We start from the raw sequence: 24,835 nt of genomic DNA, 5'->3' as shown, positions 1-24,835 counted from the left end.
GGCAACGCTGCTGGCGCTGCTGCTCTGGCAGTTGCCAACCTGGGCGCAGGCCCGTGAGATCGGCATGGAGGATGCGCTGCAGGCCGCCGCCAGCGGCAACCCCGAGCTGGCTGCCAGCGGCCGGGAAATCGGCATCGCCCAGGGATTGCGCGAACAGGCCGGCCTGTTGCGCAACCCGACGCTGTCCTGGGAGCAGGAGGGCACCGACTCGCGCAATCGCACCGCCACAATCGGCATCAGCCAGCCGCTGGAGCTGGGCGGCAAGCGCGGCGCGCGGGTGGAGCTGGCCGAGCGCGGCCAGGCTGTTGCGGCACTGAGCCTGCAGGCGCGGCGCAACCAGTTGCGTGGCGAAGTGATCGCGGCTTTCTACACGTCCTTGCGCGCCCAGGAACGGGAGCGCCTTGCGCAGCAGTCGGTGGAATTGGCGCAACGCGGCGTGACTGCGGCCGAGGGACGCGTGCGCGCCGGCAAGGCAGCGCCGCTGGAAGCCAACCGCGCGCAGGTACAACTGGCCGAGGTGCGCCTGGAGCAGGACCGCGCCCGCCGCGAGCGAGCCGACGCCAACCAGGCGCTGGCCGCGCTGATGGGGTTGGCGCTGCCGGATTTCAGCGGCGTGCGCAGCGACAGCGTCGAACCCTTGCCCAGCCTGCCCGGCAGCAATCAACTGCTCGATCGCCTGGCCGACAGCGCGGAAATGCGTCTGGCACAGACCCTCATCGAGCAGGGCGAGGCCGCGTTGCGGCTGGCAAAGACCCAGCGCATTCCCGACCTCGACGTCAGCCTGGGCACCCAGGAGGCCATCGACGCCGGCAACCGCGACCGCATCGCGGTGATCGGTTTCAGCCTGCCGTTGCCGCTGTTCGACCGCAACCAGGGCAACATCCTCGCCGAATCGCGCCGCGCCGATCAGGCCCGCGACCTGCGCAATGCCACCGAGCTGCGCCTGCGCCAGGAAACCCAGCAGGCGCTGCAGCAGTGGAGCACCGCCCAGGGCGAGGTGAATACCTTCCGCCAGACCATCCTGCCCAGCGCCCAGACGGCCGTGGAAAGTGCCACGCGCGGCTTCGAGATGGGCAAGTTCGGCTTCCTCGAAGTGCTCGACGCCCAGCGCACCCTGATTACCGCCCGCGACCAGTACCTGCGCGCGCTGGCCCAGGTCAGCGACGCCTGGGGGCGGATCGAAAGGATCTACGGCGATGTTGGCGCGGCCCGCTAAGCGCCGCCGCGCCTGGCTCGGCCTGCTGCTCGCGAGCCTGACGCCGTCCTCCGCCGCGCCGACCGTGAGCCTGCCGGTGCACTGGTGCGTCCACGACCTCTTCAGCACCCTCCATCACCCTGCGGTGCCTGCGTCACGGCGCGGCACCACCGGACCTTTCCTGGAGCTTCCATGATCAAGAAAACCCCTCTCGCCGCTGCCGTTCTGCTGGCCTCCGCGCTGGGCGTCAGCGCCTACGCCTGGATGGGCAGCGAGCAAGCCGGCGGCGGCCACCTCGACGACGCGACCCATGCGGACGGCGAGCACCACAACAGCGCGACGCCGACCCGCCATGCCGAAGCGGCCAGCCATGCCGACACTGAGCATCACGCCGCCAAGGAAACCGAAACCGAAGAGCAAGGCCTGCACCTGAGCCCGGCGCAGATCGAGGCGGCCGGCATCCAACTGGCCACCGCCGGGCCGAAGGGGCTGGACGAAGCGTTCAGCCTGCCGGGCGAGATCGGCTTCGACCAGGACCGCACCGCCCACGTCGTACCACGCACGCCGGGTGTGGTGGAGTCGGTGAAGGTCGACCTCGGGCAGAGCGTGAAGAAGGGTGAGCTACTGGCGGTGATCGCCAGCCAGCAAGTCTCCGAACTGCGCAGCGAACTGGCCGCCGCCCAGCGCCGGGCGAGCCTGGCGAGCAAGACCTTCGAACGCGAGCGCGAGCTGTGGCAGGAGAAGATTTCCGCCGAGCAGGACTACCTGCAGGCGCGCCAGGACCTGGAGGAAGCGCGCATCGCCCTGGCCAACGCACAGCAGAAGACCAACGCGCTGAGCGGTGTGTCGGCCAGCGCCGGGGGTAATCGCTATGAGCTGCGCGCGCCTTTCGACGGCGTGGTGGTAGAGAAGCACCTGGTGCCCGGCGAGGTGGTCAGCGAGACCACGGCGGCCTTCACGCTGTCCGACCTGTCGCGGGTCTGGGCCAGCTTCAGCGTGGCGCCGCAGGACCTGTCGCGGGTGCAGGTGGGCAAGCCGGCGCGGGTGGAAGCGGCGGACCTCGGGATGCAGGTCGACGGCCGCGTCAGCTATGTCGGCAACCTGCTCGGCGAGCAGACCCGCAGCGCGGTGGCCCGCGTCACCCTGGCCAATCCCGATGGCGCGTGGCGCCCTGGCCTGTTCGTCAACGTGCGGGTGAGCAGCCGTGCGCGCCAGGTGCCGGTCGCGGTGCCGGAACAGGCGATCCAGGAGGTGGAGGGCAAGCCCAGCGTCTTCGTGCGCAGCGCCGAAGGTTTCGACCCGCGCCCGGTCGATCTCGGCGCGCGCAGCGCCGGGCAGGTCGAGGTGCTGGCCGGCCTGGTCGCCGGTGACCAGGTGGCGACCGAAGGCAGCTTCATTCTCAAGTCGGAGCTGGGCAAGGGCTCGGCGTCCCACGCGCACTGACGGAGCGAAAGCATGTTCGAACGCATCATTCGTTTCGCCATCGAGCAACGCTATCTCGTGCTGCTCGCCGTTCTCGGCATGGCCGGCCTGGGTATCGCCAGCTACCAGAAACTGCCCATCGACGCGGTACCCGACATCACCAACGTGCAGGTGCAGGTGAACACCTCGGCGCCGGGCTTCACCCCGCTGGAGACCGAGCAGCGCGTCACCTACCCGGTGGAGACCGCCATGGCGGGGCTGCCGGGCCTGCAGCAGACGCGCTCGATCTCGCGCTCGGGGCTGTCCCAGGTGACGGTGATCTTCAAGGACGGCACTGACCTGTTCTTCGCCCGCCAGCTGGTCAACGAACGCCTGCAGCAGGCTCGCGAGCAGCTGCCCGAGGGCGTCGAATCGGCCATGGGGCCGATCTCCACCGGCCTCGGGGAAATCTTCCTGTGGACCATCGAGGCCGAGCCGGGCGCGCGCAAGGAGGATGGCAGCGAGTACACGCCGACCGACCTGCGGGTGATCCAGGACTGGGTGATCAAGCCGCAATTGCGCAACGTGCCGGGCGTGGCCGAGGTGAACACCATCGGCGGCTTCGCCAAGCAGTTCCAGGTTGCCCCGGATACCCGCCGGCTGGCGGCCTACCGGCTGACCCTGGCGGACGTGATCGCCGCGCTGGAGCGCAACAACGCCAACGTCGGCGCCGGCTACATCGAACGCAACGGCGAGCAGCTGCTGGTGCGCGCGCCGGGGCAGGTGGGCAGCCTGGAGGACATCGCCAACATCGTGGTGGCCAATGTCGACGGCACGCCGATCCGCCTGCGCAGTGTCGCCGAGGTCGATCTCGGCCGCGAGCTGCGCACCGGAGCCGCCACCGAGGATGGCCGCGAAGTGGTGCTCGGCACGGTGTTCATGCTGATCGGCGAGAACAGCCGCACCGTCGCCAAGGCCGCCGCGGCGAAGCTGGACGAGATCAACCGCACGCTGCCGGCCGGGGTCAGGGCGGTGACCGTCTACGACCGCACGCAACTGGTGGACAAGGCCATCGCCACGGTCAAGCGCAACCTCACCGAGGGGGCGATCCTGGTGGTGGCGGTACTCTTCCTGTTCCTGGGCAATATCCGCGCGGCGCTGATCACCGCCATGGTGATTCCGCTGGCCATGTTGTTCACCTTCACCGGCATGTTCAGCAACCGCATCAGCGCCAACCTGATGAGCCTCGGCGCGCTGGACTTCGGCATCATCGTCGACGGCGCCGTGGTGATAGTCGAAAATGCCATCCGCCGCCTGGCCCATGCGCAGCAGCACCACGGCCGCCTGCTGACCCGCAGCGAGCGCCTGCACGAAGTCTTCGCCGCGTCGAAGGAAGCGCGCCGCGCGCTGATCTACGGGCAACTGATCATCATGGTGGTGTACCTGCCGATCTTCGCCCTCACCGGCGTCGAGGGCAAAATGTTCCACCCCATGGCCTTCACCGTGGTGCTGGCGCTGCTGGGTGCGATGATCCTCTCGGTGACCTTCGTGCCGGCGGCCATCGCGCTGTTCATCACCGGCAAGGTCAAGGAAGAGGAAAACCTGCTGATGCGCAGTGCGCGCCGCGCCTACGAGCCGGTGCTGGACTGGGTGATGGCGCGCCGCGCGCTGGTGTTCGCCGGCGCTGCCGTGCTGGTGCTGCTCTCGGGGCTGCTGGCCAGGGGCATGGGCAGCGAGTTCGTGCCCAGCCTGGGCGAGGGCGACTTCGCCCTGCAAGCGCTGCGCACGCCAGGGACCAGCCTGTCGCAATCGGTGGCCATGCAGGAAAAGCTCGAGCGCCAGGTGCTCGACAAGGTGCCCGAAGTGCAGCGCATGTTCAGCCGCACCGGCACCGCCGAGATCGCCTCCGACCCGATGCCGCCGAACATCTCCGACGCCTACGTGATGCTCAAGCCCAAGGAGCAGTGGCCCGACCCGAAGAAGAGCCGCGCGCAACTGGAGGCGGAAATCCAGGAAGCCGCCAACGGCGTGCCGGGCAGCGCCTATGAACTGTCTCAGCCCATCCAGCTGCGCTTCAACGAGCTGATTTCCGGAGTACGCAGCGACGTGGCGGTGAAGGTTTTCGGCGACGACATGGACGTGCTGAACCAGACTGCCGAGCAGATTGCCGGCGTATTGCGCCAGGTGCAGGGTTCGTCCGAGGTGAAAGTCGAGCAGACCAGCGGCCTGCCGGTCCTCACCGTCAACATCGACCGCCAGCGCGCAGCGCGCTACGGGCTGAATGTCGGTGACATCCAGGACAACGTCGCCGTGGCCATCGGTGGCCGCGAGGCGGGCACGCTGTTCGAGGGCGACCGCCGCTTCGACCTGATCGTGCGCCTGCCGGAAAACCTGCGCAGCGATATCGATGCCCTGTCGCGCATGCTCATCCCGGTGCCGGCCCCGGCCAACGCCACGGACTCGCGCATCGGCTTCATCACCCTGGGCGAAGTGGCACGCCTGGAACTGGTGCAGGGGCCGAACCAGGTCAGCCGCGAGAACGGCAAGCGCCTGGTGGTCGTCAGCGCCAACGTGCGCGGGCGGGATATCGGCTCGTTCGTCGCCGAGGCCAGCGGCAAGATCGAGCAGCAGGTGAAGTTGCAGGCCGGTTACTGGACGACCTGGGGCGGCCAGTTCGAGCAACTGCAGTCGGCGGCGCAACGCTTGCAGATCGTGGTGCCGGTGGCGCTGCTGCTGGTGTTCACCCTGCTGCTGATGATGTTCAACAACGTCCGCGACGGGTTGGTGGTGTTCACCGGGATTCCCTTCGCCCTCACCGGCGGCGTGGTCGCGCTGTGGCTGCGGGATATTCCGCTGTCCATCTCCGCGGGCGTCGGTTTCATCGCGCTGTCCGGCGTGGCGGTGCTCAACGGCCTGGTGATGATCTCCTTCATCCGCAGCCTGCGGGAGGAGGGGCGTGGCCTCGACGCGGCGATCCGCGAGGGCGCGCTGACCCGCCTGCGCCCGGTACTGATGACCGCGCTGGTGGCGTCCCTGGGCTTCGTGCCCATGGCCCTGGCCACCGGTACCGGCGCAGAGGTGCAGCGGCCACTGGCGACGGTGGTGATCGGCGGCATCCTGTCCTCGACCACGCTGACGCTGCTGGTGCTGCCGGCGTTGTATCGGTGGATGCATCGGCGCGACGAGGACTCCTGAGCGGGGAGTTCCAGGTGCCCATAGAGCGTATGACGTTCACGGTCATACGCCGGTTGGCCCGAAGTCTTCAGCGGTGCCTGGAGCGAGCCGGTGATCACGCTGAAGCGGCGGATAACCTCGAAGGTTATCCGGCCTACGTGGTTGGGCGTTCGCGTTGTGGTGTCCGTAAGGCGGTAGAACTGTCGCCCAGATTGGCGCAAGGGTCACTTGCGCCGTCCAAACCAAGTGGCACCATGCCACCCCCTGTAAGAAATCGGATACAGGCTTCAGGAAGCCTGGCTTTTCGCGTGGGCGGTTGCCTGGGATTGGGTCCGACAGGCTGCCCTGCGCGTCAGCCCGCTCCTGAATCACCCATCAGTTGAATGCTGCCAAGGATGCCTGGATGAGAGACCAGAATATCGAGATCGGGGATATCGCAGAGATCGATATCCGTGATGTATATGCGCCCCCTGCCGCCAAGTTGGTCGTAACGGAGTCCACTGCCGAGATTCTGAAACTCAAGAAGCGCATGCAGTATTCGTTCTACGCGGCCTTTCTCGCCAGTTTCGTGCCGTCGCTGATCTTTCAGATGGCCGGCGGCGTACCGCTGTTGTTGCTTGCCGTGTTTTTCCTCGTGCCGCTCTTCTGGCTCGCCATGCTGGTGTTCATCTTCCTGCTCAACAAGCGGCTTTCCTCGGTGGGCTATGCGCTCTTCAGGACCGTCATCGCGCTGGTTCCGATCCTCGCGCTCTACGTGCTGTACCGCACGTCCTACGACGCCAACAAAGTCATTCGCGCCAATAGCGCAACGTGACCGCCGGGCGCCGGGGCGCCCTCTGCTGTCGAACCAACAACAACGAGAAGGTTTGCCGTTCATGCTCAAGAAGATTTTCGGGGGATTGCTCCTGCTGGTCACGCTGTCCGCGATCGGGGGCTGCGTCAACCAGCCGACCGCTGTTTCCAAGTCCAATATCGCGGAGGGATACACCTCGGCGTCAAAGAGCATCTATGTCATGTCGCTGGTGGGTAGTACCCAGCCGGAGTTCAACACGCTGCTGGAGAAGAGCCTGACCCGCAAGCTCGAATGGGCCGGATACCAGGTCAAGTACGCGAACTCCAACGGTCTTGAGCTTGATCCGGATTCCCACCTGGCCAAGGCCAAGGAGTTCGGTGCGCAATTGGTGCTGGTCATTACCCCCAGCGGCGGAAAGGTAATGGGCATGTCGAACTTCTACGTCGAAGGTCAGTACCGCATCGCTGCTGTCGATGTGACGCTCAAGCGCGTGGTTTACAAGTCGCAGTTGCGGTTCTGGCCCTACAACGATCCGTGGGTCATGGGAATCCAGTGGAACGACGCAAGTGCGCAGGGGCTCGCCGATGCCATCTACAACGAAGGGCACTACAAGGGCCTGCTGTTCTGATCCGGGCGCGCCTTCTGCCGCGTTGAAAGGCGGAGCCGGTTGCCGGTTTGTCGCGGGGAAAAAAAGGCGCCCAATCGGGCGCCGAGGGTTCCTCTTCCTCCAAAGGGGCACGTGGAGCGCCAGGAAGTGGAGCAGTCTTGCGGGGGAAATCATCACCAGAGGCCTTGGGGGGCGGTGATGCCTTCCGTTATACCCAGGGGCGCCTAACGGCAGGCTGAGGCGTAGCTGACAATTCCGTCATCCGCCTGCCAGGCGCCGGCCTTACAGCACGGCCAGCGGGTATTCGATGATCAGCCGCACTTCGTCCAGGTCCGATTCGAAGGCGGTGGCGCGGGTCGTTGCCTGGCGTACGCGCAGCGACAGGTCCTTGAGCTGGCCTTCCTGGAACACGTACTTGGCCTCGATGTCGCGCTCCCAGCGCTTCTGGTCGGTCAGCGGGTCGCCGTTGTCGTCGCGGCGCATGTACACGGCGTTGGCATTGGAGTAGTCGGCGTCGGTACCGCGTGCGTAGCGGGTCATGAAGCTCAGGCCGGGCACGCCGTAGGTGGCCATGTCGAGGTCGTAGCGGACCATCCAGGAGCGCTCCTTCGGCGAGTTGAAGTCGCTGTACTGGATGGAGTTGTCGAGGTAGATCGAGTCGGCCTGGCGCAGGTAGTCGAAGTCGTTGTTGCCGTTGTTGCGCTGGTGGCTGACGGCGATGCGGTGGGCGCCGAAGTGCACGCCGGCGCTGGCGCTCCAGATGTTGGTGTTGAACTCGCCGAGCAGCTCGCGGCCCTCGTCCTGCGACTTGTAGTAGTTGAAGCCGCCGAACAGCTCCACCGCCTCGCTGAGCGGGAAATTCAGCGCGGTGCCGAAGTAGTACTGGTTCCAGGCGTCCTTCAGGCGGCTGCTGTAGAGGCTGACGCTGGCGTGGTCGTTGATGGCGTAGTCGCCGCCGCCGTACGCGAGCCAGGCCGAATCCACCGGGCCGGCGTAGAAGGTGGCGAAGCCGTCGTCCATCTGCCGCGATTGCGGCTGGCTCATGGCGTGCAGGCGGCCACCCTGCAGGGTCAGGCCTTCGAGGCTGGTGTTCTGCAGGGTGAAGCCGCGGAAGGATTCGGGCAGCAGGCGCGAGTCGCCGTAGTGCACCACGGGGGTCTCCGGGAACACGTCGCCGGCCTTCAGCACCGTGTCCCACAGGCGCACCTTGGCGGCGCCGCCGGCCTTGGCGTAGTCGCTCTCGGTGCGGCCGTTGTTGTCGGTGGGCAGCACGTCCACCGAGCTGCCGGCGCCGTTGCGGCCGTCGCCGGTGTCGAGCTGGAAGCCGAGCATGGCGAAGGCGTCAACACCGACGCCGAGCGTGCCCTGGGTGAAGCCGGATTCGAACTTGCCGATGATCCCGTGCGCCCAGACTTCCGAGTAGCCGTTGCCGCGCGGCGGTACGGACTGGCCATGGCGGGCGTCGCGGTTGAAGTAGAGGTTGCGGTTGAGGATTTCCAGGCTGGCGCCTTCGATGAAACCTTCTGGCTTCCCTTCGGTTGTCGCCTCGGCGAAGGCGGTCGGCGAAGCGACCCCCAGTGCCAGCAGCGAAGCCGCCAGCGGGAATTTGCGTCGGTACTGTCGATACGTGTGATGCATGGATGTGCTCCCAAGGGCAGGATGGTCGGTTACCGCCTGCTGTTGTTGTTTTCGCCCAGGCGTGGCGAGGGCCACGGGCATCGTGTGGGAGCACGGATAACGGCGCGGTGAGCGGCGGATGACAAATCTGTCAGGCAGCGGCGGGGCAGCGCTGGCAGGCAAGCCGATGTCGGAACCAGGCAATCGCTGCGGGCGGTCGATGCCTAGGGTGGCGAACCCTCACCGAAACGATCTGGAGCTGACATGTCCGACTTCATCACCGTCCTGCGCGACACCTGCCCGACGCCAGTGCTGGACGCCACCAAGTGGCAGCGCATCGGCGGCGACCCGCACACCGTCAACCTCAACGCCTACCTGTCGGCGGACGGCAGCAAGATCATGGGCACCTGGATCTGCACCCCCGGCAAGTTCCAGGTGAACTACGAGAAGTGGGAGTACTGCCATTTCCTCGACGGCTATTGCGTCATCACTCCCGAGGGCGAGCAGCCGATCCATTTGCGCGCCGGCGATGTCTTCGTCATCGAGCCGGGCATGAAGGGCACCTGGGAAGTGGTGGAGACGGTGCGCAAGTACTTCGTCTTCGCCTGACCGCGCGAGCATGAAAAAGGGAGCCGACAGGCTCCCTTTTTGCGTAGTGGACGGCTCACTGCGGGCCGTCGCTGACCGACCAGCTCGCCGCTGACACATAGGGCGCCAGTGCCAGCTCGCCGACCAGGGCTTCCAGCAGGCTGTCCTTGTCGCTGGGGGCCAATACCAGCGCGGCCACTTCCACTTCGCCGCCGGTCTTGCGCGCGTGGCTTTCCAGGCTTTGCAGGGCCAGGCCGTTGGCGCTCAGGCGGCGCAGCAGGGTGGAGCGCACCAGCGCCTCCTGGTGGGCCTCGGTGACGGCCTCGACCGTGTAGTAGCGCTCGCTGCTCGGTTCTATCGGCGCGTGACGCTGGATCCAGCGTGTCACCGAGGGCAGCGTCAGGTTGCACAGCACGATCAGAAGAGTTGCGACCAGAGCCGCCGCGAGGAAGCCGCTGCCCGCCAGCACGCCCACCGCGCCGGTGCACCAGACCGTCGCCGCGGTACTCAGGCCGCGCACGCTGAGGCCATCGCGCATGATCACGCCGGCGCCGAGGAAGCCGATGCCGGTGACCACCTGGGCGGACATGCGCACCACCTGGTCCTCCGCGCCCATGAGGAAGGGCAGGGTGGCGAAGGTAGCGGCGCCGAGGGAGACCAGCCCGTGGGTGGCGACCCCGGTGAAGCGCTGGCGCCACTGGCGCTCCATGCCGATCAGCGCGCCGAAGCAGAGCGCTGCGAAGAGGTCGAGGATGATGTCGAAGTACATGCCGTTGTGCTCCGCGCCGGCCTTGCGCCGGCGCCCGTGGAAAGGAGCATCGTGCCCCTGGTGATTATGGAGGTGCGTCCAGTCTAACGGGCTGGCAAACGATACGGGCTGACATGTCGCAGGTGGGCTGTGACCTGTAGGAGCGAGCTTGCTCGCGAACCGCTTGACTACGAGGTCGCCGGGAGGTCTGTTCGCGAGCAAGCTCGCTCCTACGAAGAGCCATATGCCGGGGAGGCCGTTTAGGCGTTCCCGCGAGAACTAGGTACAGTGGCCGCTCCCTTTCACCGGAAGAGAGTTGGCAAGATGGTCACCTGTTACCTGCGCTACGTGCTGGACCCGTACAAGCTCAAGGAATTCGAACACTACGGCCGGTTGTGGATCCCGCTGGTGGAACGCTTCGGCGGCCAGCACCACGGCTACTTCCTGCCCTCCGAGGGCGCGAACAATATTGCCCTGGCGATGTTCACCTTCCCCAGCCTGGCCGACTACGAACGCTACCGGCAGCAGTCGATGGACGATGCCGAATGCCAGGCCGCGTTCCGTTATGCGGAAGAAACCCGCTGCATCCTCAGCTACGAGCGGAGTTTCTTCCGGCCGGTGTTCGGCGGCTGATCAGTCTGCGAAATAGCGGTCCGTCATGCGCCGGCCTTGCCGGAGGATCACCCTGTAGGAGCGGGCCATGCCCGCGATTCGCGCGCATGGCGCGCTCCTACAGGGTGAATGGGTCACGTAGGAGAGAGTTCCGTCCGCGATCGCCCTCCATTGGCAGGGGAACTGTGCATCAATGCTGCGCCGCCGCCTCCCCATTCCAGCCGCCGCCGAGGGCGCGGAACAGGTCCACCAGCGCGATCTGCCGCTGGGTGCTGGTCTCGATGTAGGCCGACTCGTTGACGAAGTTGCTGCGCTGCGCGTCGAGGTAGCGCAGGTGGCTGTCGACGCCGCCTTCGTAGCGCGCCTTGGCCAGCTTCAGCGTCTCGTTGGTGGTGTTGGCCAGGGCGCGGCGCGCCGCTTCCTCGCGGCGCAGAGTGTCGGTCGCCGCGAGCGCGTCGGCCACTTCCCGGAATGCCGTCTGGATGGTGCCTTCGTAGGCGGCCACCGCCGAGTCCTTGCGCACCTTGGCCAGGTCGAGGTTGGCGCTGTTGCGCCCCGCGTCGAAGATCGGCAGCGACAGGGTCGGCACGAAACTCCACGAACGCGAGCCGCCGTCGAACAACCCGGACATTTCCGCACTGGAGGTACCGAAGCTGCCGGTCAGGCTGATACGCGGGAAGAACGCCGCGCGGGCCGCGCCGATGTCGGCGTTGCGCGCCTTGAGCACGTGCTCGGCGGCGAGGATGTCCGGGCGCCGCTCGATCAGCTCCGACGGGGTGCCGGGCGCGATGTCCTGGATCAGCATCGGCTTGTCCTGCGGCACCTGCGGGATGCGCCTGGCCGCATCGGATGTGCCGAGCAGCAGCACCAGGGCATTGAGCGCCTGCTGCTTCTGCCGGGCGTTGCTTTCCAGTTCGGCGCGGGACTGTTCCACCAGTCCGAGCGCTTCCTGATAGTCCAGCGCCGTCGCCGCGCCGGCGGTGCGCCGCTGGCCGATCAGGCTGAGCGAATCCTCGCGGCTGGCCAGGGTCTGCTCGGTCAGCTGCAGGCGGCGCTGCGCACCGTCGTAGGTGAGATAGGCCTGGCTGACCTCGGCGATCAGCGCGATGCGCGCACTGCGGGCGGCTTCCTCGGTGGAGAGGTATTGCTCCAGCGCGGCGTCGGTCAGGCTCTTCACCCGGCCGAACAGGTCCAGCTCGTACTCGGGCAGCGCCAGGCCGACCTGGTAGCTGCTGCTGACCGCCGAGCTGCCGGTGTTGGACAGATCGCCCGGCAGCCGCTGGCGATTGCCGTTGGCCGCGGCGTTCAGCCCCGGCACGCGGTCGGCGCGCTGGATGCGGTACTGCGCGCGGGCCTGTTCGATGTCCAGCAGGGTCTGGCGCAGCGAGCGGTTGTTGTCCAGGGCGACGCCCACCAGATTGCGCAGTTCGCTGTCGACGATGAAGGTCTGCCAGTCCAGGTTGCTGGCCGCCGTGCCGGGCTGGGCGGCGGGGCCGCTCCAGCTCGGCGCCACTGGCGCTTCGGGGCGTTCGTAGGTAGGCGCCATCGAGCAGCCGGCCAGGGTCAACGCCAGCAGCAAGGCGCAGGCGGGTTTATGCAGGGCGCTCATTGCGCGACCTCCGAAGCTTGTTGCGCAGGTTTGGGCTGGCGCCGCAGCAGTGACAGCAGCCAGACGAAGCAGATGGGCACGAAGATCACCCCCAGCAGGGTGGCGCTGAGCATCCCGCCGATCACCCCGGTGCCGATGGCACGCTGGCTGGCGGCGCCGGCGCCGCTGGCGACCACCAGTGGCACCACGCCGAGGATGAAGGCCATGGAGGTCATGATGATCGGGCGGAAACGCAGGCGCGCGGCCTGGATCGCGGCGTCGCGCAGGCTGTGGCCCTGTTCCCAGAGCTCCTTGGCGAACTCGACGATGAGGATCGCGTTCTTCGCCGCCAGGCCGATGATGGTGATCAGGCCGACCTTGAAGTAGACGTCGTTGGGCAGCCCGGTGACCGTCACCGCCAGCACCGCGCCCAGCGCGCCGATGGGCACGATGAGCATCACCGACAGCGGGATCGCCCAGCTCTCGTAGAGCGCCACCAGCAGCAGGAACACTACGAGGATGGCCAGGGCGAACAGCTGGCTGGCCTGGCCGCTGGCGACCTTCTCCTGGTAGGAAAGGCCGGTCCATTCGTAGCCGATGCCGGCCGGCAGTTCGCTCACCAGACGCTGCATTTCAGCCATGGCCTCGCCGGTGCTGACGCCGGAGGCGGCGTCGCCGGAAATGCGGATCGACGGGTAGCCGTTGTAGCGCGCCAGCTGCACCGGGCCTTCTTCCCAGCGGGTGCTGACGAAGGCGGACAGCGGCACCAGTTCGCCGCTGGTATTGGGCACGTAGAGCTTGAGCACGGCCTCCGGGGTCATCCGGTCGCCTTGTTCGGCCTGTACCACCACGCGTTGCTGGCGGCCAGCGTTGGCGAAGTCGTTGATCACCGAGGAGCCGAAGGCAGTGGACAGTGCGCTGCTGATGGACTCGAAGCTGACGCCCAGGGTGCGCGCCTTCTCGCGGTCGATCTCCAGGCGCAGCTGGGGGGCCTCGGCGAGGCCTTCCATCATGGCGTAGAGGATCTTCGGGTTGCCGTTGGCCTGGCCGAGCAACTGGTCACGGGCTGCCAGCAGTGCCTCGCGGCCGAGGCCGGCGCGGTCCTGCAGGCGCAGCGAGAAGCCGCCGGAGTTGCCCAGGCCATCGATCGGCGGCGGGGTCACGGCCATGATCGCGCCGTCGCTGATGCCGGCGAAGCGCTCGTTCACCGCGGCGGTTTCCGCTTCGGCTGACTGCGACTTGTCACGCACGGACCAGTCTTTCAGGGTCGGGAAGGCCAGCGCGGCGTTCTCGCCCATGCCGGAGAAGCTGAAGCCCATCACCAGGAAGGATGAGGCCACGGCCTCGCGGGACTTGAGGAACTGCTCCAGCTCCTGGCCGGTGACGTCCGCGCGCGCACGGGTGGCGCCCGGCGGCAGCTGGATGTCGACGATCATGTAGCCCTGGTCTTCCACCGGCACGAAGGATTCCGGCAGGCGCAGGTAGCTGTAGCCGAGCAGGGCGACGATGCCGGCGTAGATCAGCATGTAGCGCCCGGCGCGTTTCACCAGCGCCGTGTTGAGCAGGGTGTAGCGCTCGGTCAGGCGGTTGAAACCCCGGTTGAAGGCGCCGAAGAAACCGCGCTTCTCGTGGTGGCCCGCCGGGATCGGCTTGAGCAGCGTGGCGCACAGCGCCGGGGTGAAGGTCAGGGCGAGGAAGCCGGAGAACAGGATCGACACCGCCAGCGACAGGGAGAACTGCTGGTAGATCACCCCCACCGAACCGGCCATGAACGCCAGCGGCATGAACACCGCCGAGAGCACCAGGGTAATGCCGATGATCGCGCCGGACACCTGGCCCATCGCCTTGACCGTGGCGGCAGGCGGGGAGAGGCCTTCCTCGGCCATGATCCGCTCGACGTTCTCCACCACCACGATGGCGTCGTCCACCAGGATGCCGATGGCCAGCACCATGCCGAACATGGTCATCATGTTCACCGAGAAGCCCAGCAGGTACATCGCCGTCAGCGTGCCGAGCAGGCACACCGGCACCACGATGGCCGGGATCAGCGTGTAGCGCACGTTCTGCAGGAACAGGAACATCACCAGGAACACCAGCACCATGGCTTCGAGCAGGGTGTGGATGACCTTCTCGATGGCCACGTCGACGAAGCGCGAGGTGTCGTAGGGCACCGAGTACTCGACGTCGTCGGGGAAGTTCACCGACAGCTCGGCCAGGCGTTCCTTGACCAGCGCGGCGGTCTGCAGGGCGTTGGCGCCGGGCGAGAGCTGGATGGCGCCGGCCACGGTGGGCTTGCCGTCCAGGCGCGCGGTGAAGTTGTAGCTCTCGCTGCCCACCTCCAGGCGCGCCACGTCGGCCAGCTTCACGGTGGAGCCGTCCGGGTTGGCGCGCAGGACGATGCGGCCGAACTCCGCCGGGTCGTCCAGGGTGCCCTTCACGGCGAGGGTGGCGGTCAGTTCCTGCTCGGTGCTGCCGGGGGAGGCGCCGAAGCTGCCGGCCGGCACCTGCACGTTCTGCCCGCGAATGGCGTTGCCCACGTCATCGATGGACAGGCCGTAGCCGACCAGCTTCTGCGGGTCGATCCACACGCGCATGGCGGCTTCGGAGGAGAAGAACTGCAGCTTGCCGACGCCTTGTACGCGGCGCAGCTCGTTGTTGATGTTGCGCGCGGCGTAGTCGCCCAGGGCGGTGGTATCGGTGCGCTGGGAGCCTTCCTTGTAGTTCAGCGCGTAGATCAGCAGGAAGCCGGCACTGGTCTGCTCGACCTCCAGCCCTTGTGTGAGCACGGCCTGGGGCATGCGCGCCTCGGCCTTCTTCAGGCGGTTCTGCACGTCCACCTGGGCCAGCTCGGGATTGGTGCCGGGCTGGAAGGTGACCACCACTTCGGCCATGCCGTTGGAGTTGCTGGTGGACTCGAAGTAGAGCAGGCCCTTGGCGCCGTTGAGCTCCTCCTCGATCACGCTGGTGACCGAGTCCACCAGCACCTGCGCCGAGGCGCCGGGGTAGGTGGCGGTGACGGTGATCTGCGGCGGCGCCACGCTGGGGTACTGGGCCACCGGCAGCAGCGGGATGGCCAGCAGGCCGGCCAGGGAAATGAACAGCGCCACCACCCACGCGAAGTTGGGGCGCTTGATGAAGAACAGTGACATGGGGAATTCCTCGCGGCGATGCTCGCCTTACTGACGTGCCGCCTGCTGTTGCTCCGGGGCGTGACGGGCCTCGACCTTGGCGCCCGGCTGCAGGCCGGTGAGGCCGCCGACGATGACCTGGTCGCCGCTGGCCAGGCCCTGGCTGATCTGCCAGCGCGAGCCCTGCATGGCGCCGGTCTGTACCTGGCGCGTCTCGACACGGTTCTCGGCGCCGATCACCAGCACGTGGGCGGTGCCGTCGGTGGCGCGCTGCACGGCGCGTTGCGGCACCAGAATGGCCTTGGCGTCGGTGCCCTGCGGGGCGGTGACGCGCACGTACATGCCCGGCAGCAGCAGGCCGTCGGCGTTGTCGAACTTGCCGCGCAGCGAGACCTGGCCGGTGCCGCGGTCCACCGAGATGTCGGTGAACAGCAGTTCGCCCTGGCGCTCGTACGGAGTGCCTTCGACGCGCAGGCTCAGGGCCTGGCTCTGGCCGGCGGGGAGGTTGCCGCTCTTCAGCGCTTCACGCAGGCGCAGGGCATCGGCCACCGGCTGGGTGAAGTCGGCGTAGATCGGGTCGAGCTGCTGGATGCGCGCCATTAAGGTGGCGTCACCCTGGCCGACCAGTGCGCCCTCGGTCACCAACGCGCGGCCGATACGCCCGGAGATCGGCGCCTTGACCGAGGCATAGCCCAGGTTCAGGCGCGCGGTTTCCAGGTCCGCCTGGGCGGAGCGCACCGACGCCTGGGCGCTGCGCAGGTCGGCGGTGGCGGTGTCGAAGTCCTGCTGGCTGACCGCTTCGATCTTCACCAGCGGCTCGTAGCGCTTCACCCGTGCCTGGGCTTCCTGCTGCGCCGCCTGGGCGCGTGCCAGTTCGCCTTCGGCGCGGGACACGGCAGCCTTGAGCGGCGCCGGGTCGATCTGGAACAGCAGGTCGCCGGCCTTGACGTCGGCGCCTTCCTCGAAGCGCTTCTGCACCACGATGCCCGCCACCCGCGCCCGCACCTCGGCGACGCGCATCGGCTCGATGCGCCCCGGCAACTCCGAGGTCAGGGTGAGGGGTTCGGTCGCGACTGCCACCACATCCACCGGGCGCGCCGCCTCCGCGGCGGCCTGCGGCTCGCCGGATTGTCCGCAACCCGCCAGCGCCAATGCTGCCACCAACGCACTGATTGTCCCTACTGCACGCAACCTGCCCATGTTTCACCCGGGATCTGTCTACCTGGAAAGGTGCGTATGATCCTTTCAAATTCAAAATGAGTCAATAAAGTCTCATTTGCTTCTGTGGTGTATAAAATGTGTCATGACCTTTCAAAAGAGAGGCCTTTTTCTGCACAATGAGACGATCCGTCACCTGACACGAGGCCCCCGAATGACTCTCTCCGCCCACGATGAACGTCTGCTCAAGGCGCTGGCCGTCGCCATCGTCGACCGCCCTCGGGCGACGCTGAAGGAGCTGGCGGAATCGGCGGGGGTGAGCAAGGCGACGCTGCACCGCTTCTGCGGCACCCGTGACGGGTTGATGGAAATGCTCGAGGACTATGGTCATGTGGTGATCCGGCAGATCCTTGAAGCCGCCGAGCTGCAGCGTGCCGAGCCATTGGAAGCACTGCGCCAACTGATCGCCGAACACCTCAAGCACCGCGACATGCTGAACTTCCTGCTGTTCCAGTACCGCGCCGAGAACCTCGACATGCAGGCGACGACCGAGCGCTGGAGCTACTACACCGAAGCAGTGGATGCTTTCTTCCTGCGCGGCCAGCAGAGCGGCAGGTTCCGCATCGACATCACTGCCGCGGTGTTCACCGAACTCTTCCTCTCCATGCTCTACGGCATGGTCGATGCCGAGCGCTACGGCCGCGCGGCCAGCTCCAGTTCCGCGCAGGTGCTGGAGCAGTTGTTTCTCCATGGTGCGCAGGTCAAGACCCAGGCCTGAGTCCGCACTGCACTGAAGGAAAAGCCACTTTCTTTGGCGGATTGTGTCTATGCCAGCCCGTTCGGAGCTCACTGAAAAGAATTGTCTGTAGTCCCGGAGAACTTTCCCCTGACCTTTCCGGCGCTCTCCCGGACCATTCTTATATTTCTAGGTATTAGGTGGCTCTTATGGTGGCCGACTGAGTCAGCAGGTCGGCTATATCGGGTTTTTCAGCCTGTCTCCTGCGCTCGCACCCATTGCACGCAAGGAGGTCAGGCATGCTTCAGGAAGCACGGATTTTATTCGATCACAGCCGCCATACCCTGAACGTCAGGGACGTTGACGCGCCGCTTGATGTGCTGGCCTTCGAGGGTGACGAAGCCCTCAGCCAGCCTTTCGCCTACCGCATCGAATTCACCAGCACTCACCTTGATCTCGATGCCAATACCTTCCTGCTCAAGGACGCCAGTTTCAGCCTGCGCGCCCCGCCCGAGCAGCTCGGCATCCCCGGCTACACCCCACCGATTGCCGCGCCGCTGCGCACCTTGTACGGCACCATCACTCGCTTCGCTCTACTGGCCCTTTCGCGGGATGAATCGCGCTACGAAGTGACATTCGTACCGCGCCTGAAGCTGCTGGGGCTCGCCCGCCAGTACCGCATTTACCAGAACCAGAGCGTGCCGGAGATCGTCGAGCAGGTGTTGCGGCGCAACAACTTCGCCGGGCAGGATTTTCTCTTCCAGCTGACCCGCGAGTACCCGCAACGCGAACAGGTGATGCAGTACGGCGAGGACGATCTGGCGTTCATCCAGCGCCTCACCGCCGAGGTCGGCATCTGGTACCGCTTCAGCATGGACGAGCGCCTGCGCATCGAGGTGCTGGAGTTCCACGACGACCAACGCCATTACCTGCCCGCGCCAGCCCTGCCGTTGCGTGCGCTGTCATCGCTGGAGTCCAGCGGGCAGGATGCCGTGTGGGGCCTGCAGAGCCGCGATGAACTGGTGCTGCAGCAAGTCAGCAACCGCGCCTATCACTACCGCGATGCCGGCGCCTCGCTGGATGCGCAGATCGACCTGCTCAAGTCGCCGCAGACCACCTATGGCGAGGCCTATCACTACGGCGAGCCGCACCAGACGCTCGGCGACGCCTACGCCCAGGATGAAGACCTGGAGAGCGAAAGCGGCTACTTCTACGCGCGCCTCGCCCACGAGCGCTACCTCAACGGCCGTACGCGCCTGACCGGCAGCACCAGCAGCCCCGTCCTGCTCCCCGGCCGGGTGCTGAAGCTCGATGACATCGACGAAGCCTTCGCGCCCGGTGCAGTGATCGTCCGCCTGCACAGCCGCGCCGCCCGCGACCGCAGTTTCGAGGTCCACTTCGAGGCCATTCCCTATGACGAACAGGTCTGCTTCCGCCCCGACGTGCCAGCCAAACCCGTCATCGCCGGCAGCCTCCCGGCGCGTGTCACCAGCCCCGAGCTGAACGACCTGTATGGCCACATCGACAAGGAAGGCCGCTACAAGTGCCACTTCCTTTTTGACCGCGATACCTGGCCGGCCGGGCGCGAGAGCCTGTGGTTACGGCTGGCGCGGCCCTATGCCGGCGACACCTATGGCCTGCATTTTCCGCTGATCCAGGGCACCGAAGTGCGCGTCGAATTCGAAAACGGCGACCCCGACCGCCCCTACATCGCCCACGCCATGCACGACTCGCGGCATCCCGACCTCGTCACCCTGCAGAACTACAAGCGCAACGTCCTGCGCACGCCGGCCAACAACAAACTGCGCCTGGACGACACGCGCGGCCAGGAGCACATCAAGCTTTCCACCGAGCACAGCGGCAAGAGCCAGCTCAACCTCGGGCACCTGGTGGACGCGCAGAAACAGAAACGTGGCGAAGGCTTCGAGCTGCGCAGCGATGGCTGGGGCGCAGTGCGGGCCGGCAAGGGCCTGTTCATCAGCGCCGACGTACAGCCCGGTGCGCAAGGGCAGGTACTGGCCATGCAGGAAGCTATCGCCCGTCTGGAACAGGCTGGCGACGAGATGCAGAAGCTCTCCAGCGATGCGGAAATGTCCCAGGCCGATGCGGCCAACTATCTGGCGCAAATTGCCTTCATGCGCGAAGAGGTCGCCCAACTCGAAAGCGCCGTCGCCCTGCTCAGCGCTCCGCAGGGCATAGCCCTCACCAGCGGCCAGCACCTGCAACTGGCCGCCCAGCGCAACCTGATGCTCAACGCCGGTAACGAGGCCGCCATGAGCGTGGTCAAGCGCCTGTTCATCGGCGTGGGGGAGGGAGCCAGCCTGTTCGTGCGCAAGCTCGGTATGAAACTCTTCGCCAACCAGGGCGCGGTGCAGATCCAGGCGCAGAACGACCGGATGGAAATCCTCGCCCGCATGGGGATGGACATCGTCAGCACCGAGGACGAAATCCACATCACCGCGAAGAAAAAGATCGTCCTCAACGCCGCCGGTACCTATATCAGCATGGACAACTGCGGCATCGAATCCGGCACCCAGGGCGACTACCTGATCAAGTCGGCGCATTTCGATTTCCAGGGGCCTGCGAGCATGCCGGCGACCCACCCGCAGTACCCCAAACTCGATGCCGCCCAGCGCATCAAGGTCCGCATTTCACGCGCCCCCACCGCCCCGCAATCGACCTGGGCGGGCATGCCTTACACCTTGTATGCCGATGGAGCCCCCCTGGAGAGCGGCGTACTGGACAAGACCGGCTTCCTCGCCTTCGACCATCAGGTCATCACCCGTCAGTACCGCCTGGAGCTGGCCAACGGCGTCAGCTACCGCATTCCCGTGCCCGAGGATTACAGCAATCCGGAGCAGGGGGAGTTGGCGAATCGGGGGCTGCACAATCATCCATCGCTAACCGGCGATCCCGAGATCGGCCCACCCTCGCAGCACACGGACCATCGCACCGACTACGCCCAATTGCTCAAGGATATAGCCAAGCGCGCAGGAGACCAGTCATGACATCGTGTGAAATCGTAGCGCCGCTGGCTCTGCAACATGGTAACGAAGTCACCTGCAACTCCCCCTGGTTCGTTCAGGACACCGAATACCGACCCAGGCCCGCCAGCTACAAGCCACTGATCAACGGAGAAGAAGCCTTCCGTGCCGTGCACGAGGCCATCGCCAAGGCGACGAAATCCGTGGACATCATCTGCTGGGGCTTCCAGCCCTCGATGTATTTCATTCGCGACGGCAGCGCACCCTGTATCGGCGATCTGCTGATAGCCAAGGCAACAGACAAGAACAACCCAGTGCGGGTGCGCATTCTGGGCTGGGAGGCGCCCTACAACCTGACAGGCTTTGTTGTGGGAGAGTCCAACCTACCCAGCAAGGAAGTGGTAGGTCCCGGGCAGCGCGCAGGGCAAACCTCCACGGACGAACAATATGCCTATGAACGCAGGTGGTTCCGCGATTGCTCTGCCATGGCTGGCGAGGCAACGGTCTGGGACAAAGCCCGTCCGATTTTTATCAGCCGTGGCTTCGGCCCGATGGAACGAACCGAAATCGCCTATCAAGCGGCCCTGCACAGCCTCGATCCCGAGCTCGACAGGAACACGATAACTTCTCTGGCTGGGGCGCCCTCTCACCACCAGAAGACCGTCCTGGTCGACTACGAAATTCCTGAGCTGGCGGTTGGCTTCGTCATGGGCCACAACATGCTCGACGAATACTGGGACACCGACCTGCACTCGGCCAAAGGCCGCGCCAGCGATATGCCCGCACCCAACAAAGGCCCACGCGGGCGGCTACCCCGCCAGGACATCTCCAGCCGAGTTACCGGGCCGATACTGGCCCACCTGCACCATAACTTCGCTTTCGCCTGGCGCCGGGAGACAGGAGAGGATCTGTTTGTCTTGCGCAACGACACCATGGTCGCGCGCCAATTACAGCCCGGCCGTGAAGACTCGCTGCTCATGGCTCAACTCCTGCGCACCCAGGCCCAGGAAGGTCGGCGCGATATCGAGAAGCTCTATCTCCAGGCCGTCAACAACGCGGCCCAGTTCATCTACATCGAAAACCAGTATTTCCGCTGGCCAGCACTGGCCGACGTCATTCTCGACATCACCGGGAAACAGACCCAAAAAGGCCGAGAACCCGGCCTGCACGGCCCATTGCACCTGTTCGTGGTCACCAATGCCAACAAGGATGGGGTTGGCGACGGCATCGTCAACACCCAACGCATGCTCGAGCGGCTGGGCCGTGAAGACAGCATGCCTACCGTCACCAAACTGCGCCGTGTCGAACAGGCCAAGCAGCGCGCCGCCGAACTGGAACCGGCCTGGCATGAACGCCTCGGGCGCAAGGTCACCGAACTGGCAACAGCGCTGCCCGATGCCCTGCAAGGTACGAACCTCGGCGAGCGCGCACGGGATGCCCAACGCGAGGCCGACGCGCAGGCGCGCCAACGCAGCATCGAACTCCAGCAGGAAATCGAAGCCATCCAGAACAACGAGGTCAGGCGCCCAGCGGAGCGCCCCGGCCTGAAAATCCACATCTGCTCCCTGGTGGCCAAGGACTCGCCCCCCGGCGCCTGGATGCCGGTGTACATCCACTCCAAGCTGATGATCATCGACGACGTCTTCACCACCCACGGCTCGGCCAATATCAACACCCGCAGCATGCAGGTGGACAGCGAGATGAATATTGCCCACGAGGAGCTGGGCGTGACGCAACCCATGCGCCGGCGATTGTGGAGTCTGCATACCAATGGGAGGGGGGCGCAGGATGATCCGGAAGATGCGTTTGACGCTTGGGGTGACGTTATCAATAGGAATAAGGGACTTCAGAACGACAAGAAAAACGGCGTGCCCTGTGCCCCCATCATCGAGTTCTACTTCGACCCGACTGAACTGAAGAACAAAGACTGATGCGCCGACTCTTTCTGCTCGCCTGCTTTCTGCTCGCTGCTTGTGACTCCGGCGGCACCGCCAATGCCCCGCAAAAGGAAATTGCCATGGACCCGCTCCCCCAGATTCGCGCCAACCTGGCCTTCACCTGCAAACACGAAGAGTTCCCCACGCCCACGGCGGACAGCGACATGCTGTTCCAGTACGCCCGCTGGTTGCAGAAGAACAACCAGCTCAAGGAGGCCCCGGGTGTGGATGTGCAAATCGAACGGCTCTACCGCATCGCCGCTGAATACGGCCACGCCAAGGCCAATATCAACCTACAGAATGGTTCAATGCAGGGCGTGTTCAAACTGCGCACTGCCGAACATCTGCGCCTTACCGAAGAATTGATCGATGCCAAGATTGGAGCCGGTTATGCGTTTATCGCTATCGCCTTGCAGCAGGGTGCACTGGGCTTGGTGCAGGACAAAGACATGGCGCTGCGGTACTACCGCAAGGCCGCCGATATGGGCAGCCCCGAAGCGCAGACTTACGTGGCTGACAAGCTGGCGCCCAGTGATATGGCACCAGACATTGCTCGCCAGATGCGGCGTTGTGCCGCGGAGCAGGGAAATGAGGCTGCCGCGACTGACCTTGGTGTTGATCTACAAATTCAGAAGAGATTTAAAGAAGCTCTGGAGGCATTCCAGCTTGGCGTAGCGGCAGGCGATGAGAGCTCAGCTTCCGTTCTAAACAACGGATTTCGCAATCCGCCTCTTTCCGATGAGCTGTACTACTTGGACCAGAAAGAAGATCTCGAACGGGCTAATCGTTACAAAACTATTTTGCGTTTCCTTGCGCGGTATTCCTACGCCTCGCCCAAAGTCCCCGAGATCAACGAAATTCTACCGCTGCCCCCGGCCAAGTTGCCACCGTGGGACGGCAAACTGAAATGGCTGGAGGAACGCAAGGCCAATATCCCGCCGCCCAAGCCCAGCGAAGCGCTGATCCAGCAACTGGCCAAGGACAAACACCTCGACCCGGCCACCGGTCGCCCCACGCCCGAGTCGCCCCACTTCGTCCACCTCCCTTCATACCCCGTCCCGCCCATCTGCGTCAGCGGCGAAGCCTGCCCACGCGATGGCTACTGGCAGGCCATGGATGTGTCCTTCTCCTGGATCACCGTCAAAGGCCAACCCCTTCAGCGCTTCCGGCAAGGCGACACCCTGCCGACGCTGGTGCTGGAGCGACGCGAAACCCGCCTGTGGCCGCTGCCGAAAAAGGTCACCGTCGGCCCACAACACGTCAGATGGATACTGCTCGGTGATGCCTAGGTACTGGATGCTGGTTGGCTGGGTGCTGCTGTCCGCTTGCGACAGCGGCAGTGCGTTGCCGCCCCCAAAAGCGGCCGTCGCCGTGGACCCGCTCCCCCAGATTCGCGCCAACCTGGCCTTCACCTGCAAACACGAAGAGTTCCCTACGCCCACGGCGGACAGCGACACGCTGTTCCACTACGCCCGCTGGCTGCAGAAGAACAACCAGCTCAAGGAGGCCCCGGGTGTGGATGTGCAAATCGAACGGCTCTACCGCATCGCCGCCGAACAGGGCCACGCCAAGGCCAATATCAACCTGCAGAACGGCTCCATGCAGGGAACGTTCAAGATACGCACTGCAGAACATCTTCGGCTGACCGAGGAATTGATCAACGCCAAGGTTGCCGCCGGCTATGCCTTCATCGCCATCGCCTTGCAGCAGGGTGCACTGGGCTTGGTGCAGGACAAAGACATGGCGCTGCGGTACTACCGCAAGGCCGCCGATATGGGCAGCCCCGAAGCGCAGACTTACGTGGCTGACAAGCTGGCGCCCAGTGATATGGCTCCAGACATCGCTCGCCAAATGCGGCGTTGTGCAGCGGAGCAGGGAAATGGGGATGCCGCCAGTGATCTTGGGGTGAATCTCAAGAACAACAAGAGATATAGGGAGGCCCTAGAAGCATTCCAACTCGGAGTGGCTGCGGGGGATGAGAACTCAGCTTCTTTTCTAAGTAATGGCTTTCGTAATCCACCGGCCTCCAATAGGTTGTACTACTTGGACCAGCAAGAAGATTTAGATAGGGCTGACCGCTACAAAAAAATTTGCAACATCCTCGCGGACTACTCCTACGCCTCCCCCAAAGTCCCCGAAATCAACGACATTCTCCCGCTGCCCCCGGCCAAGCTGCCACCCTGGGACGGCAAGCTGCAATGGCTGGAAGAACGCAAGGCCAATATCCCGCCGCCCAAGCCCAGCGAAGCGCTGATCCAGCAACTGGCCAAGGACAAACACCTCGACCCGGCCACCGGCCGCCCCCTGCCTGAGTCGCCGAACTTCATGCGCCAGGCCTCCGACCTCACCTGCGAAAGCGATCAGGCTTGTCCGCTGGCGGGTTACTGGGTGGCGCAGAGTTACTGGAGCCAGGAAGTCCGCTACTACAAACAGGGCGATATCCTGCCCCGCTGCAGGGGCAAGGACTTCGTACCGCGCATCTGGCCGCTGCCCGACAAGATGGTGGACCGCGAATGGATCATCAAATGGGGCTATGTCGGTGAGGCGTAGACCTTCCCTGCTCGCGCGG

The 24,835-nt window shown here is 65.4% G+C and carries 17 protein-coding genes; 12 read left to right on the top strand and 5 right to left on the bottom strand.

Annotation, left to right across the window (positions count from 1 at the left end; genetic code table 11):
* The first annotated feature begins 64 nt into the window (after positions 1-64).
* The 5 genes from UB43_RS00380 to UB43_RS00355 all read left to right on the top strand — a co-directional run bounded on the left by UB43_RS00380 (position 65) and on the right by UB43_RS00355 (position 7,191).
* Positions 65-1,216 carry a TolC family protein gene (locus UB43_RS00380; RefSeq protein ID WP_045207303.1) on the top strand — a complete coding sequence of 384 codons (1,152 nt, stop codon included), beginning with the start codon at positions 65-67 and terminating at the stop codon, positions 1,214-1,216.
* A 171-nt stretch (positions 1,217-1,387) separates the two neighbouring features.
* A complete protein-coding gene (locus UB43_RS00370) occupies positions 1,388-2,638 on the top strand; it encodes an efflux RND transporter periplasmic adaptor subunit (protein WP_045207299.1) in 1,251 nt (416 codons plus the stop codon).
* A gap of 12 nt (positions 2,639-2,650) precedes the next feature.
* Complete coding sequence (locus tag UB43_RS00365; protein WP_045207298.1) at positions 2,651-5,791, top strand: CusA/CzcA family heavy metal efflux RND transporter; 3,141 nt, start codon at positions 2,651-2,653, stop codon at positions 5,789-5,791.
* Positions 5,792-6,173: 382 nt separating this feature from the next.
* Positions 6,174-6,584: a hypothetical protein gene (locus tag UB43_RS00360; protein WP_045207297.1), complete on the top strand. Its 411-nt coding sequence runs from the start codon at positions 6,174-6,176 to the stop codon at positions 6,582-6,584.
* A gap of 61 nt (positions 6,585-6,645) precedes the next feature.
* Positions 6,646-7,191: a hypothetical protein gene (locus tag UB43_RS00355; RefSeq protein WP_045207296.1), complete on the top strand. Its 546-nt coding sequence runs from the start codon at positions 6,646-6,648 to the stop codon at positions 7,189-7,191.
* Between the two features lie 261 nt (positions 7,192-7,452).
* Here the strand turns inward: UB43_RS00355 and UB43_RS00350 are convergent, their stop codons facing one another.
* Positions 7,453-8,808 carry an OprD family porin gene (locus UB43_RS00350; RefSeq protein ID WP_156160311.1) on the bottom strand — a complete coding sequence of 452 codons (1,356 nt, stop codon included), beginning with the start codon at positions 8,806-8,808 and terminating at the stop codon, positions 7,453-7,455.
* 243 nt (positions 8,809-9,051) lie between these two features.
* On the opposite strand from UB43_RS00350, the gene UB43_RS00345 reads away from it, so the two are divergent.
* Positions 9,052-9,396 carry a cupin domain-containing protein gene (locus tag UB43_RS00345; protein ID WP_037014773.1) on the top strand — a complete coding sequence of 115 codons (345 nt, stop codon included), beginning with the start codon at positions 9,052-9,054 and terminating at the stop codon, positions 9,394-9,396.
* A gap of 55 nt (positions 9,397-9,451) precedes the next feature.
* Here the strand turns inward: UB43_RS00345 and UB43_RS00340 are convergent, their stop codons facing one another.
* On the bottom strand, positions 9,452-10,144 hold the full coding sequence (locus UB43_RS00340; RefSeq protein ID WP_024765777.1) for an MgtC/SapB family protein: 693 nt from the start codon (positions 10,142-10,144) through the stop codon (positions 9,452-9,454).
* A 303-nt stretch (positions 10,145-10,447) separates the two neighbouring features.
* Between UB43_RS00340 and UB43_RS00335 the strand changes: the two genes are divergently transcribed.
* The gene (locus UB43_RS00335) at positions 10,448-10,756 is read left to right on the top strand and encodes an NIPSNAP family protein (RefSeq protein ID WP_045207292.1); all 309 of its coding nucleotides are present in this window, start codon (positions 10,448-10,450) and stop codon (positions 10,754-10,756) included.
* A 169-nt stretch (positions 10,757-10,925) separates the two neighbouring features.
* Here the strand turns inward: UB43_RS00335 and UB43_RS00330 are convergent, their stop codons facing one another.
* Genes UB43_RS00330 through UB43_RS00320 form a run of 3 tightly spaced genes read right to left on the bottom strand, consistent with a single transcriptional unit; the run spans position 10,926 to position 16,651 of the window.
* Positions 10,926-12,335 carry an efflux transporter outer membrane subunit gene (locus tag UB43_RS00330; RefSeq protein ID WP_371319000.1) on the bottom strand — a complete coding sequence of 470 codons (1,410 nt, stop codon included), beginning with the start codon at positions 12,333-12,335 and terminating at the stop codon, positions 10,926-10,928.
* A gap of 5 nt (positions 12,336-12,340) precedes the next feature.
* Positions 12,341-15,472: an efflux RND transporter permease subunit gene (locus UB43_RS00325; protein WP_045207289.1), complete on the bottom strand. Its 3,132-nt coding sequence runs from the start codon at positions 15,470-15,472 to the stop codon at positions 12,341-12,343.
* 27 nt (positions 15,473-15,499) lie between these two features.
* Entirely contained in the window at positions 15,500-16,651 is a 1,152-nt protein-coding gene (locus tag UB43_RS00320) for a MexC family multidrug efflux RND transporter periplasmic adaptor subunit (RefSeq protein ID WP_045207288.1), read from the bottom strand.
* A gap of 172 nt (positions 16,652-16,823) precedes the next feature.
* On the opposite strand from UB43_RS00320, the gene UB43_RS00315 reads away from it, so the two are divergent.
* The 5 genes from UB43_RS00315 to UB43_RS00295 all read left to right on the top strand — a co-directional run bounded on the left by UB43_RS00315 (position 16,824) and on the right by UB43_RS00295 (position 24,816).
* Positions 16,824-17,387, top strand: a complete 564-nt coding sequence (locus UB43_RS00315; RefSeq protein WP_045207286.1) for a TetR/AcrR family transcriptional regulator — start codon at positions 16,824-16,826, stop codon at positions 17,385-17,387.
* 257 nt (positions 17,388-17,644) lie between these two features.
* Positions 17,645-20,353 (top strand): type VI secretion system Vgr family protein, encoded by a 2,709-nt coding sequence (locus UB43_RS00310; RefSeq protein ID WP_045207284.1) that lies wholly within the window; start codon positions 17,645-17,647, stop codon positions 20,351-20,353.
* Positions 20,350-22,260, top strand: coding sequence for a phosphatidylserine/phosphatidylglycerophosphate/cardiolipin synthase family protein (locus UB43_RS00305; RefSeq protein ID WP_045207281.1), 1,911 nt, complete (start codon positions 20,350-20,352; stop codon positions 22,258-22,260). The genes UB43_RS00310 and UB43_RS00305 overlap by 4 nt, the downstream gene beginning before the upstream one ends.
* Positions 22,260-23,555, top strand: coding sequence for a DUF6396 domain-containing protein (locus UB43_RS00300; RefSeq protein WP_045207279.1), 1,296 nt, complete (start codon positions 22,260-22,262; stop codon positions 23,553-23,555). Before UB43_RS00305 ends, UB43_RS00300 begins: the two co-directional genes overlap by 1 nt.
* A complete protein-coding gene (locus UB43_RS00295) occupies positions 23,548-24,816 on the top strand; it encodes a DUF6396 domain-containing protein (RefSeq protein ID WP_256204862.1) in 1,269 nt (422 codons plus the stop codon). The genes UB43_RS00300 and UB43_RS00295 overlap by 8 nt, the downstream gene beginning before the upstream one ends.
* Positions 24,817-24,835 lie beyond the last annotated feature (19 nt).

The organism is Pseudomonas sp. 21 (assembly GCF_000955805.1).
Classification (GTDB): Bacteria; Pseudomonadota; Gammaproteobacteria; order Pseudomonadales; family Pseudomonadaceae; genus Pseudomonas.
This window is presented reverse-complemented; position numbering and strand designations above follow the sequence as displayed.

Coding starts and splice junctions, on each gene's coding strand:
- UB43_RS00380 (WP_045207303.1), top strand. CDS start 65: ATGGAGGATGCGCTGCAGGCCGCCGCCAGCGGCAACCCCGAGCTGGCT.
- UB43_RS00370 (WP_045207299.1), top strand. CDS start 1,388: ATGATCAAGAAAACCCCTCTCGCCGCTGCCGTTCTGCTGGCCTCCGCG.
- UB43_RS00365 (WP_045207298.1), top strand. CDS start 2,651: ATGTTCGAACGCATCATTCGTTTCGCCATCGAGCAACGCTATCTCGTG.
- UB43_RS00360 (WP_045207297.1), top strand. CDS start 6,174: ATGAGAGACCAGAATATCGAGATCGGGGATATCGCAGAGATCGATATC.
- UB43_RS00355 (WP_045207296.1), top strand. CDS start 6,646: ATGCTCAAGAAGATTTTCGGGGGATTGCTCCTGCTGGTCACGCTGTCC.
- UB43_RS00350 (WP_156160311.1), bottom strand. CDS start 8,808: ATGCATCACACGTATCGACAGTACCGACGCAAATTCCCGCTGGCGGCT.
- UB43_RS00345 (WP_037014773.1), top strand. CDS start 9,052: ATGTCCGACTTCATCACCGTCCTGCGCGACACCTGCCCGACGCCAGTG.
- UB43_RS00340 (WP_024765777.1), bottom strand. CDS start 10,144: ATGTACTTCGACATCATCCTCGACCTCTTCGCAGCGCTCTGCTTCGGC.
- UB43_RS00335 (WP_045207292.1), top strand. CDS start 10,448: ATGGTCACCTGTTACCTGCGCTACGTGCTGGACCCGTACAAGCTCAAG.
- UB43_RS00325 (WP_045207289.1), bottom strand. CDS start 15,472: ATGTCACTGTTCTTCATCAAGCGCCCCAACTTCGCGTGGGTGGTGGCG.
- UB43_RS00320 (WP_045207288.1), bottom strand. CDS start 16,651: ATGGGCAGGTTGCGTGCAGTAGGGACAATCAGTGCGTTGGTGGCAGCA.
- UB43_RS00315 (WP_045207286.1), top strand. CDS start 16,824: ATGACTCTCTCCGCCCACGATGAACGTCTGCTCAAGGCGCTGGCCGTC.
- UB43_RS00310 (WP_045207284.1), top strand. CDS start 17,645: ATGCTTCAGGAAGCACGGATTTTATTCGATCACAGCCGCCATACCCTG.
- UB43_RS00305 (WP_045207281.1), top strand. CDS start 20,350: ATGACATCGTGTGAAATCGTAGCGCCGCTGGCTCTGCAACATGGTAAC.
- UB43_RS00300 (WP_045207279.1), top strand. CDS start 22,260: ATGCGCCGACTCTTTCTGCTCGCCTGCTTTCTGCTCGCTGCTTGTGAC.
- UB43_RS00295 (WP_256204862.1), top strand. CDS start 23,548: ATGCCTAGGTACTGGATGCTGGTTGGCTGGGTGCTGCTGTCCGCTTGC.